The following is a 15556-nucleotide window of genomic DNA, read 5'->3' as shown; positions in this document are numbered from 1 at the left end:
TACTAATTTAAGATTTCTGGAACAGGAACTTATTAACTAAACTAGCTTTGTTCAAAGCAATATCAGCCAAATATGGAATAAGTGCAAAGCCGATACACTCTGCTAGACGGGGTGGCACGGCATTTCCAATTTGCCACATTGCCTTTTTCATCGAACCTTCAAAAATAAATGAATCCGGGAAAGTTTGCAATCTAGCCATTTCGCGAGCGGAAATAACGCGATTGAGATAAGGATGAATATGAGTGCCGCCGTGATTTTCTTTAACAGTCATACTCGGTTTTCCCGGATACTGTCGCTTGAAAGCATCGGCGTAGCTTTCATACAAAGAACCGCCTGGTGGAACTTTAGCAAGTCTTTCCATGTACTGAACAGAATGACGAGTCCATTCGTGGTTAATTTCCGGTATGGGAGTATACTCGGGTAAATCATCAATTGCTGACTCAATCGCTTTGTATTGTTCCGACAACAATTGCGGCTTCGGATAGGGATTTTGCATCCCGAATCTATTGGCAATAAAAATGGCTCGCGGGCGGATTTGCGCGACTCCATAGGCGGCTGATTCAAGAACAGCAACGGACATATGGGGATAGCCAATTTCCTGGAAAGCCTCGCAAATCGCTTGCTTAACAGCCCCTTTTTGTATAGTCAATATTCCGGGTACGTTTTCCATGACAACATACCAAGGACGTATTTCAGAGACAACGCGGACAAACTCTCTAAATAAGCGATTTCGAGGGTCGTTGGGGTCGCGTTTTCCTGCAACTGAGAAGCCTTGACACGGCGGCCCGCCTACAACAACATGAACTTCTGGCGAACCAATTTCAGCGAGCAACTTTTGGGGATTTAAGTTTTTTATATCGTCGCACAAGTGATGGCAATCGGGAAAGTTTTTTGTATGAGTTGCCGAGGCGATGGGATTAATTTCAACGCTTGCTACTGGTCGAAAACCTGCTTGCAATAAACCTTGAGTCATGCCGCCAGCACCGCAAAAAATATCGACAAATGTATAGTCTGATTTTGGCAGTGACTGAGATTCAACATCAATGAATATCTTGTAGGGGTCGCAGTCATTTGCTTCTAGTTCGCGTTGGATGCGTTCGTAACGCCCTAATTTTGCTTTCTTTTGCTTTTTGGCAGGAATTGGTTCTGACTCATTTGAGAATAAAGACAGTTGTATTGCTTCCATTTTATATTTGTTTACTGCATTCTATCTGATGTTGCCGACTTGGGGCAGGGTGTAGGGCTCGATCGCGCTTGGAGTCGGGGAGTGCGATCGTCCATTGTACATCTGCGAGGCATCCGTCTTGAGTCGGGCTAAGCAACTTGAGATGAAGGAGGCGATACCAACGGTTACGGAACGCTTATGCACCTGCGGATTTTGAATATTTCGTTTATTGCGGATATTGCACTTATAGCACGTGTAGTGTTATATTAAATTGAAAAGCCAAGTATCATGTCGGACAAATACTTACAAACCTTTGCCAGTAATGCTGCACAGGTTTTGCCTGATTGCAGCCTCAACGTGTTGAGCAGTAGAGTGAGTGGCTAAAATCAAAGGTTTAAACTCCTGATTATAGCCGATTGGGTTTCTACCTCCACCAAAAACACATCAAAAGAGAGATTTATTATGTCGAGGCAAAAAGCGTCGCCAGAGTCAGTTTTAGTTCAAGAACCAGAAAAAGAATTAATAGACCAATTAGAGCAAATACTGAGCAGAGAATCTGCACAGCCCAAATTAGTCGGAAGTAACGGAGAAGAGATACTGATTCCCGAATCTGTATACAGCATTCTGCGTCAAATTGTGCATGCAATGGCATCAGGTCAAGCTTTCTCGGTAGAACTTCATAATTCCGAACTGACAACGCAGGAGGCTGCTGAACTCCTGAAGGTATCGCGACCCTTTTTTATCAAGTTATTAAAGGAGGGAGCAATTCCTTATATCGAAGTAGGAAAACATCGGCGCGTCCTTTTTCAAGACGTAATTACCTACAAGGAACAGCGTCAAGTGAAGCGTCGCCAAGGAATGAAGGAATTAAGCCAATTTCTTCAGGAGGAGGGGTTTTACGGCGAAGGGGTATGCGAAATAGCTCAGGAGTAGAATGGAAGCTTTATCTGTTATTGTAGACTCCTGCGTCATCTTCCCTATGCCTTTATGTGATACCCTGCTGTGTGCTGCTGAGACTGAGTTGTATATCGTTCATTTTTCACAAGAAATTCTAGATGGTGCTACCCGCAATCTTGTAAAAAAAGAAAAAATGACAGAGGTCAAAGCAGCTCGTTATCAGGAGATGATAAAGAACACCTTTCCTGAAGCAATGGTCGAAGTGCCTGCAAGTTTGGTGGAAGCAATGACAAATCATCCGGGCGATCGCCATGTTGTAGCTGCTGCTATAATAGCAAAGGCTAAAATCATTGTCACTGATAATCTCAAACACTTTCCACAAGAGGCTTTAGAACCCTACGGCATCGAAGTGCAGAACCCAGATGTATTTCTGACTCACCTTTTTGATAATGACCCAGAATCAATGGTTGAGGTAATTCGGCAGCAGGCTGAGGATCTAAAAAAACCGCCTCTTACTGTTGCCGAACTTCTTGATAATTTAGAAAAAAAGAATAGAGTCCCAGAATTTGCTAGTAGGGTTCGTTTCTACGAATACTGCGATTTGGTAATCGAAACCGCGAAAAAAGCATTAACTGTGTTGGGAACTGCAGCAGCCGAAGGGGGTCAATCTTATGAAGGAGATCGATATCGACTCTGGATGAAAGGGCAAACTCTAACAATTACTGCTAAAGATAGCCGTGGCGAAATCCTGCGAGTTCAAAATATGGAAGTTGAGGGTAATATATCATCAGAAGATGTCACATTATTCCAAATATTTGCTCAACGTTTAGAAGAAGAGTTAGCAACAAAGGGTGTTGAGCAGCAATAAGCTTACTTACTGCATCCGATCGATCGTCCGATACTGCACCGCCTCCCCCACATGATTCGTTTTCAAGCTTTCATCCCCCGATAAATCAGCAATAGTTCTCGCAACCTTCAAAATGCGATCGCTAGCCCTAGCCGAAAGCCCCAACTTCCGAATCGCCATCTCCAATAAATTCCGCGAAGCATCATCCAACTGACACCATGTGTTAATGTGGCTGCTTAGCATCTGCGCGTTACACCGCAAGCCAGCTTCCGACTGAAAACGCCGAGTTGCCATCTCTCGCGCCCGCTGCACCCTCACCCGCACCGGTTCCGACTCCTCCCCCGTCGGCTGTCGCGTAATTTCTTCCGGTTTCAAACGATTAACCGCCACTTGCAAATCGATCCGATCCATCAAAGGCCCCGAAAGTTTTGCCCAATATTGCTCCCTTTTTTGCGGCGAACAAGTACACTGTTGAATCGAGTCGCCGTAATAACCGCAAGCGCAAGGATTTGTACTCGCAACTAATGTAAATTGTGCCGGAAACATCACCGATTGTCGCGTTCGAGAAATCGTCACATAACCATCTTCCAATGGCTGCCGCAAAAACTCCAAAACATCCCGTTTAAATTCCGTTAATTCATCCAAAAAAAGTATGCCGCGATGTGCTAGTGAAATTTCACCAGGACGCGGAAAACTGCCGCCGCCTACCAAAGAAGGGCCAGATGCCGAATGGTGAGGACTGCGAAAAGGCCGATCGCTCACCAGCATACCCTTATCCTTCAACAACCCAGCCACCGAATGAATCTGAGTCACATCCAAAGCCTCATCAAAAGTCAGCGGCGGCAAAATCCCCGGCAAACGTCTCGCCAACATAGTCTTACCGCTCCCTGGCGGCCCCACAAAAATTAAATTGTGCCCCCCCGCCGCCGCAATTTCCAAAGCCCGCCGCGCGTGAATTTGCCCCTTTACATCCTTTAAATCTAGACCGGGAAACCGCGTTTTTGCCAACTCTTGTCTGCCGTTTACTTCTACCGGCGAATAAGCTTGAGGATTGTTCAAAAAATCAGTAACTTCAAATATATTATCAAAACCGTAAACAGATATTCCTTGTACTAAAGCCGCTTCCGTCGCATTTGCCGCTGGCACAACCAATCCCGAAATACCCATTTTTTGAGCAGCAGCGGCGATCGGCAAAACCCCAGCCACAGGCCGCAAACTCCCGTCTAACGAGAGTTCCCCCAAAAACAAATGATCTCCCAAAAGCTCGGCGCTGACCTGTTCCGATGCTGCTAAAATGCCAATGGCGATCGGCAAATCAAAACTCGGCCCTTCCTTCCGCAAATCCGCCGGAGTCAAATTAATCACAATACTCCGCATCGGAAAACCATATCCCGAATTTTTTAGCGTAGCCTTAACCCTTTCTTTAGCCTCTTGCACCGCAGAATCGGGCAGCCCCACAACCACAATTTTCGGCAGTCCCCCCGACACATCAGCCTCGACACCCACCTTTACCGCGTCAATTCCTACGATCGATGCACTCCAAACCCTAGCAAGCATTATCTTCCATCCTTGTTCGGCTATCTTGGCTCCATCGTCTATTATGATTAACAATGACTAATGAATATCGGAAGAGGCAAGAAAAACTTTTCGTTGCCTCTTCCTTTTCTCCTCTTCCTTCTCTCCTCCTGAGTCTTCCCTCTTCCCTCTTCCCCTTCTCCCTTCCGCCTTCGGCCTTCGGCCTCGTGTCAAAATCCATCCGTTAAATCCGTTAAATCCGTTAAATCCGTTACAACATCCGTTGCCGAACTTCCTTAACACCCATGACCACTCAAGAAACCCTTTTCAGCAAAATCATCCGCAAAGAGATTCCCGCAGACATCGTTTATGAGGACGACTTGGCCCTCGCCTTCAGAGATATTCATCCGCAAGCACCCGTCCACATCCTCGTCATTCCCAAAAAACCTATTCCCAAATTAGCCGATGCCGAATCGGGAGATCATGCCCTCATGGGACACCTGCTGCTGACTGTCAAGCGGGTAGCAGAACAACTCGGACTCAGCAACGGCTATCGCGTCGTCATTAATACTGGTAGCGACGGCGGCCAAACTGTAGATCACTTGCACCTTCACATTCTCGGCGGACGCCACATGAACTGGCCCCCAGGCTAAAGGCTTATTTTTCACGCAGAACTTGCGAACTCATCCTCAGAAACCCGGTTTATGGCAATTGCAAAGCGCCTGATTAACCGGGTTTTTTTGTTAATGAACTCGCTTGATTGTTCGTAGTGTGGAATGCGAGTCCGCAGTATGTTGCGGACTCGCATTCCACACGTGCGTTCCTTACTTATTGCAGTCAATCGACCGGACACGATATAACCGGGTTTTTTTGTTAATGAACTCGCTTGATTGAGGATTATTGAGTGTAGTGCGATCGCACTATAAACCAGCTTCTCACTATTCTCCCTATAAAAACTTACGGTTGCCAAATCCACCGATGATATGTAAATAAATATTAAAAATAATCTGTTCAAGACCTAATTAAGAGATATTTAAAGAGAAGGGCGATCGACCTGAACAACAATAATTTGACATAACTGCTGAACCCACCTACAGAAAATATATTCAGCTCTTCTGTCCGCTGTATTTAACCGTATTTTTTTTGTAATATTACTTTGTAAATAACTACAAATATTCAAGAAAAATCAAGCAATGTAAAGGATTGTAAAAGTTTTTAATTGTAAGCACTAAACCCTTGGCAAACTTTAGTGAATGGTGTTACTAATATAAGCGTGGGGCATCCCCACAACGAACCTTGAAAATTCAATTAAGCAATCATAAAACAAATGACAACAACCGTACAGCGTCGCGAAAGCGGCAACGTTTGGGAACGTTACTGCGAGTGGGTAACTAGCAGTGACAACCGCATTTATGTGGGTTGGTTCGGGACTCTGATGATTCCTACTCTGCTGACAGCCACCGTCTGCTACATTATTGCCTTCGTGGCTGCTCCTCCTGTGGATATCGACGGCATCCGCGAACCAGTTGCTGGTTCCTTGATGTTCGGTAACAACCTGATCAGTGGTGCTGTTGTTCCTTCATCTAATGCGATCGGGCTTCACTTTTACCCGATCTGGGAAGCTGCTTCCTTAGACGAATGGTTGTACAACGGCGGCCCTTACCAGCTCGTCATTTTCCACTTCCTCATCGGCATTTTTTGCTACATGGGCCGTCAGTGGGAACTGAGCTACCGCTTAGGAATGCGTCCTTGGATCTGCGTAGCTTACTCCGCACCTGTGGCATCTGCTACCGCAGTATTCTTGATTTACCCGATCGGACAAGGCAGCTTTTCTGACGGTATGCCCCTGGGTATCAGCGGCACATTCAACTTCATGATCGTGTTCCAAGCCGAGCACAACATCCTGATGCACCCCTTCCACATGCTGGGAGTAGCCGGTGTCTTCGGCGGTGCTTTGTTCTCTGCAATGCACGGTTCTCTCGTTACCTCTAGCTTGGTTCGCGAGACAAGTGAAACCGAGTCTATGAACTACGGTTACAAATTCGGTCAAGAAGAAGAAACCTACAACATCGTTGCAGCCCACGGCTACTTCGGTCGTTTGATTTTCCAATACGCTTCTTTCAACAACAGCCGTTCCTTGCACTTCTTGTTAGGTGCGTGGCCAGTTGTCGGCATCTGGTTTACCGCTTTAGGTATTTCCACGATGGCGTTTAACCTCAACGGTTTCAACTTCAACCAATCGATTATCGACTCGCAAGGTCGCGTCATCAACACTTGGGCGGATGTCATCAACCGCGCCAACTTGGGTATGGAAGTAATGCACGAGCGCAACGCTCACAACTTCCCCCTCGACTTGGCCGCCGGTGCTGTCACCCCAGTAGCAATGGTTGCTCCTTCCATCAACGGCTAAATTTAGCTTTTGATTAACAAAAAGCGCTCTCTCCAAATGAGGGCGCTTTTTGTTTGGGAAAGTAGAATTTATAGCAGTTGACAGTTGACAGTTGACAGTTGACAGTTGACATTTAAGTACGGGAATCAAACCGTTGATGCGTAAAGAAGTCTAGGCTTTATTCATGAGGTTATTTAGGTCTGCGCCCGATGTGGCGGTTGCTATAAGAAATTTATACCCGATCTTATTTCCGCTGGAACGATGACAATCAAATTGGTTTGATCGTTCGGACTTTAGTCCGCATCCATAACTTAGGACTAAAGTCCTCAGTACAAACCATTATGATATGATATGATTAAGAATTATTATATTTAATTGGCAATCATCAAAGTGGCGATATTTAACAGACTTAAATTTGAAAAACTCGCGGTTGAGAAATCTCAAATATTAGGCGGGGCGATCGCACTTTTGGGCGGCATTTTGATGGCATTGACAACAGCACCATTCAATGCTTGGCCGTTAGCTTGGGTAGCATTAGTTCCCCTATGGGTTTTGGTTGTCAGTTATGAACGACCAATAATCACAGAAAAAAAACAAAAATTTCTTCCTTCTTCCGACTTCCCTCGGACGACTTCCTTCTTCCTTCTTCCTTCTCTCTGGGGAATCAGCTATCACGGATTAGCCTTATCTTGGATTATGGGAATACACCCGATGACTTGGTTGGGAGTTCCTTGGTGGCCGAGTTTGGCGATCGCACTTTTTTGCTGGGCATTCATCACCCTCTGGGGAGCCGCATTAGTTACCCTTTGGGCATGGTTATTTCTAATTCTCAACTCCCTCACTTTAGCTGGAAAAACTCCTATTCTTATTCTTAACTCCCTCACTTTACCAGGAAAAAATCCTATTCTTAACTCCCCCCCTTTACAAGGGGGGGCTGGGGGGGGTAGAACTAAATTATCACCGTTAACCCGCGTTTTAATAGGCACAGCTTTGTGGTGCGCCTTAGAAAGTATTTGGAGTACAGGTTCCCTGTGGTGGACATCACTATCATACACCCAAAGCCCGCACAACTTAGCAATATTGCACCTCGGTCAACTCTCCGGGCCCAGCGCAGTCACAGCAGCAATTGTAGCAGTAAATGGCTTAATTGCCGAAGCTTTTCTTGAAGGAAGAAGGAAGAAGGAAGAGGGAAGTTCGGCAACGGATTGTGTAACGGATGCAACGGATGTAACGGATGGATGGAAGCAGGAGAGAGTCCGAGGTAAGAAGGGAGAAGTCCGAGGGAAGAAGTGGGTTGCTTATATTTGGCCTGCGGGTTTATTTTTAGTTTTGCATATTGTCGGCTGGAGTTTGTACAATCGGCCTTTAATTCAAGAGGCGGGAACATCATTAAAAATTGGCATCATTCAAGGCAATATTCCCAACCAGATTAAGTTTGACTCAGCGGGCTGGCGGCGCGCTTTGGAAGGTTACACGGCTGGATACAAACAGTTAGCAGACAGAAAAGTCGATGCTGTGTTACTTCCAGAGACGGCTTTGCCTTTTATCTGGACAAACGAGTATCAGCGTTCTACTCTTTCGTTTTACCAAGCTATTCTCGAACGCGGTGTTGTGGCTTGGATTGGAGGATTCGGACAGCAAGAAAATAGTATCACTAACAGCTTATTGGCGATCGATCGCACGGGAGAAATTGTCGGCCGCTACGATAAACTAAAGCTAGTGCCGTTAGGCGAATATATCCCTTTTTACGAAATCTTAGGCGGGATTATCAATCGGCTTTCTCCCTTAGATGCTCATTTAGTACCCGGCAACTCAAAACAATTATTTGATACGCCGTTTGGCCGCGCCATTGTCGGAATTTGTTACGATTCAGCCTTTGCTGAAAATTTCCGATATCAGGCGGCGAAGGGAGGCGAATTTATGCTCACAGCTTCCAACAATGCCCATTACAAACCGCCGATGCTGGCTCAGCATCACGCTCTCGATGTGATGCGCGCAATTGAGACGGATAGATGGGCAGTTATCGCAACTAATACAGGTTACTCTGCTTTTGTAAATCCTCGCGGCGAGACGGTTTGGAAGTCGGCAATTAATACCTATGAAGTCCGAGATGCTACTATTTATCGGCGGCAAACTCGGACTTTGTACGTGCGGTGGGGAGATTGGCTGACGCCTTTATTGTTGGTTTTGGCTGGGTTAATGCGGTTGATTGCTAGAAATTAACCTTAGTCAAGGGTTTTCTGGTGGTGCGGGGGCGGGTTTATTGAATCTGTTTGCACTGTTAGGGTTATTGGTGAACCCACCCCTACATTAAAGGGTTTTCTGGTGGTGCGGGGGCGGGTTTATTGAATCTGTTTGCACTGTTAGGGTTATTGGTTAACCCGCCCCTACATTAAAGGGTTTTCTGGTGGTGCGGGGGCGGGTTTATTGAATCTGTTTGCAGTGTCAGAGTTATTGGCTCACGGGCCCCTACAGTTCACTAATGACTAATGACTAATGACTAATGACTAATGACTCTACTTATCTTTCACCTGTTCGTGAACGCTAGGAGATAAAGAGATTAAATCGTCGATATTGCGCTGCATGGCAGCACAAATATTGTCCAAAGGCAAATCATTGGCATCGTGCCCGAAGGGATTTTCAATTTCAATCCCGATTTCTTCGATGCCGAACAAAGTAAAACTAATTAAAGCCACAACAGGGCCAGTTCCCCAAGTCAAATCTTTCACCATTTGAAAGGGCAGTGCCAAACAGTAAAGCAACAATAGTTGTTTCAGGTGAATCGCGTAAGCCAAAGGGATAGGCGTTTTCAAAATCCGCTCGCAGCCGCCTAATACATCTATCATAGAATTGAGCAACTGATTCATACCAGTTAACTGATAGACATCCAGGCAATTGCGCTCGTACTGCTCGTGCATATAATCCTCAATCCAAAAGGCAATTTCTAGGGGCGGATTGTTCATTGATTTGAGCTTTTGGTACTGCGCGGGGGACATTAACGGCTCCAACTCTGGATTGACTGATTCTTGCCGCAAGTGCAGTTTCATCGCCACTGCAAAGGCAGGTAACAGGCGCAGGGCTGACTTTTTGAGTTCGATATCCTGTGGGTCTTTTTCCTCAATAGCTACCCAGATTTGGCGCGCCAAATTGCGGACGTTGTTGACTAAAGTTCCCCACATTCTCCGACCTTCCCAAAATCGCTCGTAGGCTGTATTTGTCCGAAAAACTAACAGTAAACCCAGGACAATACTCGGTACAATACTAGACAAAATGGGCATGGAAACGGGCAAGTTAAAAAAGTGCAGCAGGGAAATAAAAACTCCAAAGCCGCCGCACAGCAAAACCCGGGGCAAAATTGAGGGAATGACAGACCCCCGAACCTGTAATGCAATTTTAAACCAAGACGGTCGATCGACATTCATGCAATTCTCCTCATAAAATTAAATCAGTCGTCTGCGCCCAAAGTCTATTTTAGATTTGCGATTGACAAGGGCAGATGCAATCTGGGGGTTGGAACTTGGGTCTAAAATTTTGGGCTCTTCACGACTTCTATCGGGCGCTGGTATCCCTATTTGGGTGCGGTGAGAGCTTCCTAAAAAAGCTTTCCTACAAACAACCTTTGGATTTTACCGAAAAAACTCATCTTTAGGATCGATCTAAAATCTAAAATCTAAAATCTAAAATTGATTGACTGATGCACTTAATTCGGTAAGATTGGTTATGTATGTTTAAACCTCAGCTTCCGTGCAAGAGCTACCGACATCTGTGCCCCCGCATTCTCACCGATTGCCGAACCAACGGTGGCAAATTTATTCGCCTCAACCACAGCAAGCCGAACAGTTTGCCGCAGAAATCGGTTTGTCGTCCTTGCTGGCACAGGTGCTGATTAACCGGGGCATCGATTCTGTTCAAGAAGTGGAAGGGTTTATCGAACCGGAATCTCTGGTTTTGCCCGCGCCACTTGATGAATTTCCCGATTTGGCTGCGAGTGTCAAATTGTTGCGGGAGGCGATGGAGGGAGGGGGAAAAATTGCGATTTGCGGCGACTACGATGCTGACGGGATGACGAGCACGGCTTTGTTGCTGCGAGCTCTCAGAGCTTTGGGCGCGAATGTGGATTATGCTATTCCGAGCCGGATGCGCGAAGGTTACGGGATTAACGCTCGCATTGTAGAAGAATTTCACGCCGAAGGTGTCGCTCTCATTCTGACTGTTGACAACGGCATTGCAGCTTTTGGCCCGGTGGCCAGAGCACGAGAACTCGGTGTCAAAGTTATTATTACAGACCACCACGATTTGCCGCCAAAACTCCCACCGGCTGATGCTATTCTCAACCCGAAATTAATTGCAGAATCTTCGCCTTATCGCGGTTTGGCTGGAGTAGGCGTTGCTTATGTTTTGGCGATTAGTTTGGCTCAAGACATGAAGAAGGTTGGCGGCTTGGTGAATCCGCTGCTGGAGTTATTTACTTTGGGAACTATTGCAGATTTGGCGCCATTGACTGGAGTTAACCGCCGCTGGGTAAAGCGGGGTTTGCGGCTGTTGCCTCATTCGCAATTGGCGGGAGTTCAGGCTTTGATTCAGGTGGCGGGAGTGCAGCCGCAAAGTGCGGAAAGTTTACCTCTTCTTAATTCAAAAAATCAAGCTAACAATTCGTTAAAGCCTGAAGATATTGGTTTTCGGCTGGGGCCGCGGATTAATGCTGTGGGGCGGCTGGCTGACCCTCAAATTGTGATAGAGTTGCTGACGGCGGACGATCGCGAATTGGCACTCAAAAACGCGGTGCAGTGCGAACAAATCAATCAGCGCCGACAGGAGTTGTGCCAGCAAATTGAGCTCGAAGCGATTGCTTGGTGCGAGAAAAGTGCGCTCGACTTGCAGCAAGAACGGGTGTTAGTTGTCGTGCAGCCCGGTTGGCACCACGGCGTGATCGGGATTGTGGCTTCTCGGTTGGTGGAACGCTACGGCGTGCCCGTTTTTATCGGTACTTTTGAAGATGAGGGTGGCGAGACGGGTAAAATCATCCGGGGTTCGGCGAGGGGAATTCCTGAGTTTAATGTATTTGACGGGCTGAATTTTTGCGCGGATTTATTAACTAAATTTGGCGGGCACAAAGCGGCGGGCGGTTTTTCTATGCCGGCCCAGAATCTAGAACAATTCCGCAATCAACTGTCAATTTTTGCCAATCAATGTTTGCAGCCGGAACACCTCAAGCCGCTGGTTTCAGTAGACGTGCGAGCGGATTTGGCTGAGATTAATCTCGACCTTTACCGACAAATTGATGCTCTGGAACCTTGCGGCATAGAAAATAAGGCTCCGGTATTTTGGACGCCTAACGTTTGCATAACTGAACAGAAAATTGTTGGTAAAGGAGGTCACGTTAAACTAACTGCAACTCAAGATGAAAAAGGAGCGGCTAGTGTGAAGGGGATTGCTTGGCGTTGGGGCGAATATTTTCCTTTGCCTCGGCGGGTTGATATTGCTTACCGATTGCGGGAAAATACTTTTAATGGCAAGACTTCGGTTGAGCTGGAATTGTTGGGTGTCCGCTTGCCGGCAAGTGCTGCTAGTTCCAGACCGCCGGTGTTCGGGAAAGTTGAGTTTGATTATTGCGATCGCACTTATTCTTGCAGTCTGTCTCCCGCCGGTTCTCAAGAGGAATTGAGAATTCGCAACTCTCAAGGCCAAGTTTTGGCTGTTGCACCCGGACAAAACATCGGTTTGTTGGGCAACTCCCGCAAGGATGCTAAAGAAGTCGATGTATCTCTGCCTTTTTTTGAGAATTTGATTCAAACTGCTAAACACGCCCTCGGTATTCGATGAAAAAGCTCGTCGGGCGCGGTGAAAATCAGGGAAAATTGGCCAGGCCAAAAACAGGTACCGTGCCACATACACGAGTGTTAGGCTCAAATCCACAATTTGAGACCAAAATTCAACCTCGCAGATTTACTGCGCTGCAAGTCAATCTAAAATCTAAAATCTAAAATCTAAAATCGACTTGACTGGCGATCGAGCTTTGGCAATTTTGCATAATTTAAAACTGAAAACTCCCAATTGTCGATCGCCGCCTAGCGTGCTATAATTACAGGTCGCCGCCTTTAGCTGCCAACAGAAAAATCACGATCGGGCCCGAAAGCACCACTGCTGCAAGTAAAGCTACCTGAACAATGAGTTGGAAGTTTACACCGCCCAGGCCGCTAAAAAGATCCGTTATAAAGTCCATGTGTCCTCCTGACTGTAGTGAGTAAGTCTAGATTGTTGAATTAGAAAATCCGTTTCTGATTTTACCGGGCGATCGACCCTATTTTTTAAGGAAGTTTACAAAAATCAACAAATTGTAAAGAACGATCGACCTCCCAGTGACAGGGAACCGGGGACTTTCCGCCTCCGGCGCTGGCAATTGATATACTTGAAAAGCTAAAATCTGCTGCGGTTGTGCATTTTCTGCCTCGCCAGCTCAATCTAAAATCTAAAATCTAAAATCTAAAATAAAACTATGGCTACTTGGCGTTGCGTAAAGCAGTGCGGTGCTTGTTGTTACCTAGAACCAACAGAGCGCCCTGACTTAGACGAGTATTTATCTGAAGAGGAATTGGCGCTCTATTTGAGCTTAGTAGGAGATGACGGTTGGTGTATCAATTTTGACAAAGGGACGCGAGAATGCGGGATTTATGCCGATCGACCGCGCTTTTGTCGGGTAGACTCTGAGGTGTTTGAGGATATGTACGGCATAGAGCCGGCTGAGTTGAATGATTTTGCGATCGACTGCTGCTTAGAGCATATTGAAGACCTTTATGGCGATCGATCTTTGGAAATGATCCGCTTCAACTCAGAAGTCGGAATTATCGCCTTACCTGGCAATTAACCGACTTGATGCGCCTGTGGGTTTTTTCCCTCCCAATCGTTTGAGATCGATGTCAATCGAAAATTCTTCAATCTAAAATCTAAAATCTAAAATCGAACGATCGTCTCCCGGTTTCTCACTCCAGAGAGTGTCAAAATAGACAAATTAAGGAAATATCGCGCAGTTGAGTGGAGCTATGAGCAATCGAGAGGGTTTTACAGGCGGATTTATTGCCGGAGCCGCAGTGGGGGGCTTGGTGGGTGCAGTTTTGGGCGCGGTGCTGTCGCGGCGCGCTGCTGAAGCTTTGCTGAGCGAACCTTCAGACGCAAAAGCAAGAAAGATCCGCCAGAGGAAAGCCAGCCAACTCGAAGCCGAAGGGATGGAAGTAGCAAGGCTGAGTTTGGAAGATAAAATTGCTCAGCTAAATCAGGCCATCGATGACGTGCGGCTGCAACTGGGCGATGTAAACGGGAACTCGCAAGCCCACAGCAGCGAGGGTTCGATCGCCGAAGACTCCTGAATCCATTTAAGATTTTAGATTGGTCTGGGAGTATCGATGCGGGCGATCGACTTTCACACGAGAGTGCCAGCCCCAGAGCACGAAGCGAGCTCGCACTTCTAAAAAAACGCTTTTTACACTCCAGAGGGATGCTCCCAATGCTCCCCCTCGGACACTCTCCCCCTCTCCCCCTCTCCCCCTCTGGCACTCTCCCCCTCTCCCCCTCTGGCACTCTCCCCCAGCTATGCTAAACTTGAATTTAAAGTGTCTGTAAACTTTACTCAAACTACAACCGAAATTTATGAGTTATTCCATAGGCCTTTTGGCAACCACGCTAGCGACATTTCTGCAAATCTATGTAGTCCTGATGATTTTTAGGGTGCTGTTAAGCTGGTTCCCCAATATCAATTGGTACGACCCCCCGTTTTCGATTTTGAGTCAGTTAACAGACCCTTACCTGAATCTATTCCGATCGATTATTCCCCCCTTGGGAGGGATTGACTTTTCTCCGCTGATTGCATTTTTTGTACTTCAGTTCGGCTCGGAATTCTTGATCGGTCTTTTGACCAGCTTGCAAACAGCCTTGTAGTTGGAAAAGCTTAAATTTTTAAGCATCTAGGCTAAATTGTTTGGCAGACCTAGCAGCCGACGACTAAATTTTAGATTTGAGATTTTTAGATTAACTCCCCGGCTTTTCAACCGGGGAGTTATGCTATTTGCGATTGGCGATTGGCGATTGAAGAATAGGGAATGACTGAATAATCGTTTGGGCCTCCCTACTGTTGCATTATTTGATGAAACTGGTATTAATTGTAGATTAGAGATGGGAAATTGCCAGCCACTCAACAATCTCAAAATCTACCCTCGTCCATGGCAAACTGCATCTGGGTTTCTCAACGGCCCACGGAAAATCTCCCATCAGCAATCTAAAATCTCAAATAGTTTTGTCAGCGGCGAACCACGCCTGTAAAACCTGTAGCTTTAAATTGCTTGAGTTTCAAAGGTGTTGGTTGATTGGCAGCAACCGAAATTCTGAGCTGAAAATCGCTAACTCCGGGCGGAACTTCTTCGATTGAACCCAAGCGAGTCCGGTTTTGCATCACCGGATTGTCATCTGCATCATAAACGCGACCGAAAATATCAGCATTGACAACAGGTTTGCCGCTGCTATTTTCAGCTTTCCCAGTAATCAAAAAACAGTTAGCTTCCATAGAACTGCCGCTGGTGACTGTTCCTTCTGCCATTTGGGCCGGACATTCATGATAAGAAAGGTCGGAAAGTTTAATCTGTGTCCGAGCCCAAGCTGGTGGAGTGAATACCAAGCTAAAAATTCCGATCGCGCAAGTAGCAAAAAAAAGGCTGATAGCTCGAAATTTCATAAATGGCAGCGCAAGTATATT

14 protein-coding genes are annotated in these 15556 nt (G+C 46.4%); 9 read left to right on the top strand and 5 right to left on the bottom strand.

Features of this window, described 5'->3' with window-relative positions; genetic code table 11:
* Positions 1-7: 7 nt before the first annotated feature.
* The gene (locus tag QUB63_RS29595) at positions 8-1186 is read right to left on the bottom strand and encodes a DNA cytosine methyltransferase (RefSeq protein WP_332948940.1); all 1179 of its coding nucleotides are present in this window, start codon (positions 1184-1186) and stop codon (positions 8-10) included.
* 441 nt (positions 1187-1627) lie between these two features.
* Here QUB63_RS29595 and QUB63_RS29590 point away from each other — a divergent pair, with 441 nt between their 5' ends.
* Together QUB63_RS29590 and QUB63_RS29585 are read left to right on the top strand one after the other, a co-directional pair.
* On the top strand, positions 1628-2098 hold the full coding sequence (locus QUB63_RS29590) for a helix-turn-helix domain-containing protein (RefSeq protein ID WP_332948939.1): 471 nt from the start codon (positions 1628-1630) through the stop codon (positions 2096-2098).
* 1 nt (position 2099) lies between these two features.
* Positions 2100-2930 carry a PIN domain-containing protein gene (locus tag QUB63_RS29585; protein WP_332948938.1) on the top strand — a complete coding sequence of 277 codons (831 nt, stop codon included), beginning with the start codon at positions 2100-2102 and terminating at the stop codon, positions 2928-2930.
* 6 nt (positions 2931-2936) lie between these two features.
* Here QUB63_RS29585 and QUB63_RS29580 read toward each other — a convergent pair whose 3' ends face one another.
* The gene (locus tag QUB63_RS29580) at positions 2937-4466 is read right to left on the bottom strand and encodes a YifB family Mg chelatase-like AAA ATPase (protein ID WP_332948960.1); all 1530 of its coding nucleotides are present in this window, start codon (positions 4464-4466) and stop codon (positions 2937-2939) included.
* A 263-nt stretch (positions 4467-4729) separates the two neighbouring features.
* On the opposite strand from QUB63_RS29580, the gene QUB63_RS29575 reads away from it, so the two are divergent.
* From QUB63_RS29575 to lnt, 3 genes are all read left to right on the top strand, one after another.
* Positions 4730-5077: a histidine triad nucleotide-binding protein gene (locus tag QUB63_RS29575; protein ID WP_332948937.1), complete on the top strand. Its 348-nt coding sequence runs from the start codon at positions 4730-4732 to the stop codon at positions 5075-5077.
* Positions 5078-5751: 674 nt separating this feature from the next.
* The gene (gene psbA / locus QUB63_RS29570) at positions 5752-6834 is read left to right on the top strand and encodes a photosystem II q(b) protein (RefSeq protein ID WP_332948936.1); all 1083 of its coding nucleotides are present in this window, start codon (positions 5752-5754) and stop codon (positions 6832-6834) included.
* Positions 6835-7203: 369 nt separating this feature from the next.
* Complete coding sequence (gene lnt / locus QUB63_RS29565; RefSeq protein WP_442921877.1) at positions 7204-9036, top strand: apolipoprotein N-acyltransferase; 1833 nt, start codon at positions 7204-7206, stop codon at positions 9034-9036.
* A 293-nt stretch (positions 9037-9329) separates the two neighbouring features.
* On the opposite strand, the gene QUB63_RS29560 is transcribed toward lnt, so the two are convergent.
* Positions 9330-10235: a bestrophin family protein gene (locus QUB63_RS29560; RefSeq protein ID WP_332948935.1), complete on the bottom strand. Its 906-nt coding sequence runs from the start codon at positions 10233-10235 to the stop codon at positions 9330-9332.
* Between the two features lie 322 nt (positions 10236-10557).
* Here QUB63_RS29560 and recJ point away from each other — a divergent pair, with 322 nt between their 5' ends.
* The gene (gene recJ / locus QUB63_RS29555; RefSeq protein WP_332948934.1) at positions 10558-12636 is read left to right on the top strand and encodes a single-stranded-DNA-specific exonuclease RecJ; all 2079 of its coding nucleotides are present in this window, start codon (positions 10558-10560) and stop codon (positions 12634-12636) included.
* A 259-nt stretch (positions 12637-12895) separates the two neighbouring features.
* Here recJ and psb30 read toward each other — a convergent pair whose 3' ends face one another.
* Entirely contained in the window at positions 12896-13036 is a 141-nt protein-coding gene (gene psb30 / locus QUB63_RS29550; protein WP_332948933.1) for a photosystem II reaction center protein Ycf12/Psb30, read from the bottom strand.
* Between the two features lie 273 nt (positions 13037-13309).
* Here psb30 and QUB63_RS29545 point away from each other — a divergent pair, with 273 nt between their 5' ends.
* From QUB63_RS29545 to QUB63_RS29535, 3 genes are all read left to right on the top strand, one after another.
* Positions 13310-13678 (top strand): YkgJ family cysteine cluster protein, encoded by a 369-nt coding sequence (locus QUB63_RS29545; RefSeq protein ID WP_332948932.1) that lies wholly within the window; start codon positions 13310-13312, stop codon positions 13676-13678.
* Between the two features lie 175 nt (positions 13679-13853).
* A complete protein-coding gene (locus QUB63_RS29540; RefSeq protein WP_332948931.1) occupies positions 13854-14177 on the top strand; it encodes a hypothetical protein in 324 nt (107 codons plus the stop codon).
* 280 nt (positions 14178-14457) lie between these two features.
* Positions 14458-14745, top strand: a complete 288-nt coding sequence (locus QUB63_RS29535; protein ID WP_332948930.1) for a YggT family protein — start codon at positions 14458-14460, stop codon at positions 14743-14745.
* A 358-nt stretch (positions 14746-15103) separates the two neighbouring features.
* On the opposite strand, the gene QUB63_RS29530 is transcribed toward QUB63_RS29535, so the two are convergent.
* On the bottom strand, positions 15104-15535 hold the full coding sequence (locus QUB63_RS29530) for a hypothetical protein (RefSeq protein WP_332948929.1): 432 nt from the start codon (positions 15533-15535) through the stop codon (positions 15104-15106).
* Positions 15536-15556: the final 21 nt, after the last annotated feature.

The organism is Microcoleus sp. ARI1-B5 (genome assembly GCF_036705795.1).
GTDB lineage: Bacteria > Cyanobacteriota > Cyanobacteriia > Cyanobacteriales > Microcoleaceae > Microcoleus.
The sequence above is the reverse complement of the archived record's forward strand: the minus strand, read 5'-3'. Positions and strand labels throughout refer to the sequence as shown.

Bases quoted from the DNA above. Each gene is read 5' to 3' on its own strand.
- QUB63_RS29595 (WP_332948940.1), bottom strand. From the start codon at position 1,186: ATGGAAGCAATACAACTGTCTTTATTCTCAAATGAGTCAGAACCAATT.
- QUB63_RS29590 (WP_332948939.1), top strand. From the start codon at position 1,628: ATGTCGAGGCAAAAAGCGTCGCCAGAGTCAGTTTTAGTTCAAGAACCA.
- QUB63_RS29585 (WP_332948938.1), top strand. From the start codon at position 2,100: ATGGAAGCTTTATCTGTTATTGTAGACTCCTGCGTCATCTTCCCTATG.
- QUB63_RS29580 (WP_332948960.1), bottom strand. From the start codon at position 4,466: ATGCTTGCTAGGGTTTGGAGTGCATCGATCGTAGGAATTGACGCGGTA.
- QUB63_RS29575 (WP_332948937.1), top strand. From the start codon at position 4,730: ATGACCACTCAAGAAACCCTTTTCAGCAAAATCATCCGCAAAGAGATT.
- psbA (WP_332948936.1), top strand. From the start codon at position 5,752: ATGACAACAACCGTACAGCGTCGCGAAAGCGGCAACGTTTGGGAACGT.
- QUB63_RS29560 (WP_332948935.1), bottom strand. From the start codon at position 10,235: ATGAATGTCGATCGACCGTCTTGGTTTAAAATTGCATTACAGGTTCGG.
- psb30 (WP_332948933.1), bottom strand. From the start codon at position 13,036: ATGGACTTTATAACGGATCTTTTTAGCGGCCTGGGCGGTGTAAACTTC.
- QUB63_RS29545 (WP_332948932.1), top strand. From the start codon at position 13,310: ATGGCTACTTGGCGTTGCGTAAAGCAGTGCGGTGCTTGTTGTTACCTA.
- QUB63_RS29540 (WP_332948931.1), top strand. From the start codon at position 13,854: ATGAGCAATCGAGAGGGTTTTACAGGCGGATTTATTGCCGGAGCCGCA.
- QUB63_RS29535 (WP_332948930.1), top strand. From the start codon at position 14,458: ATGAGTTATTCCATAGGCCTTTTGGCAACCACGCTAGCGACATTTCTG.
- QUB63_RS29530 (WP_332948929.1), bottom strand. From the start codon at position 15,535: ATGAAATTTCGAGCTATCAGCCTTTTTTTTGCTACTTGCGCGATCGGA.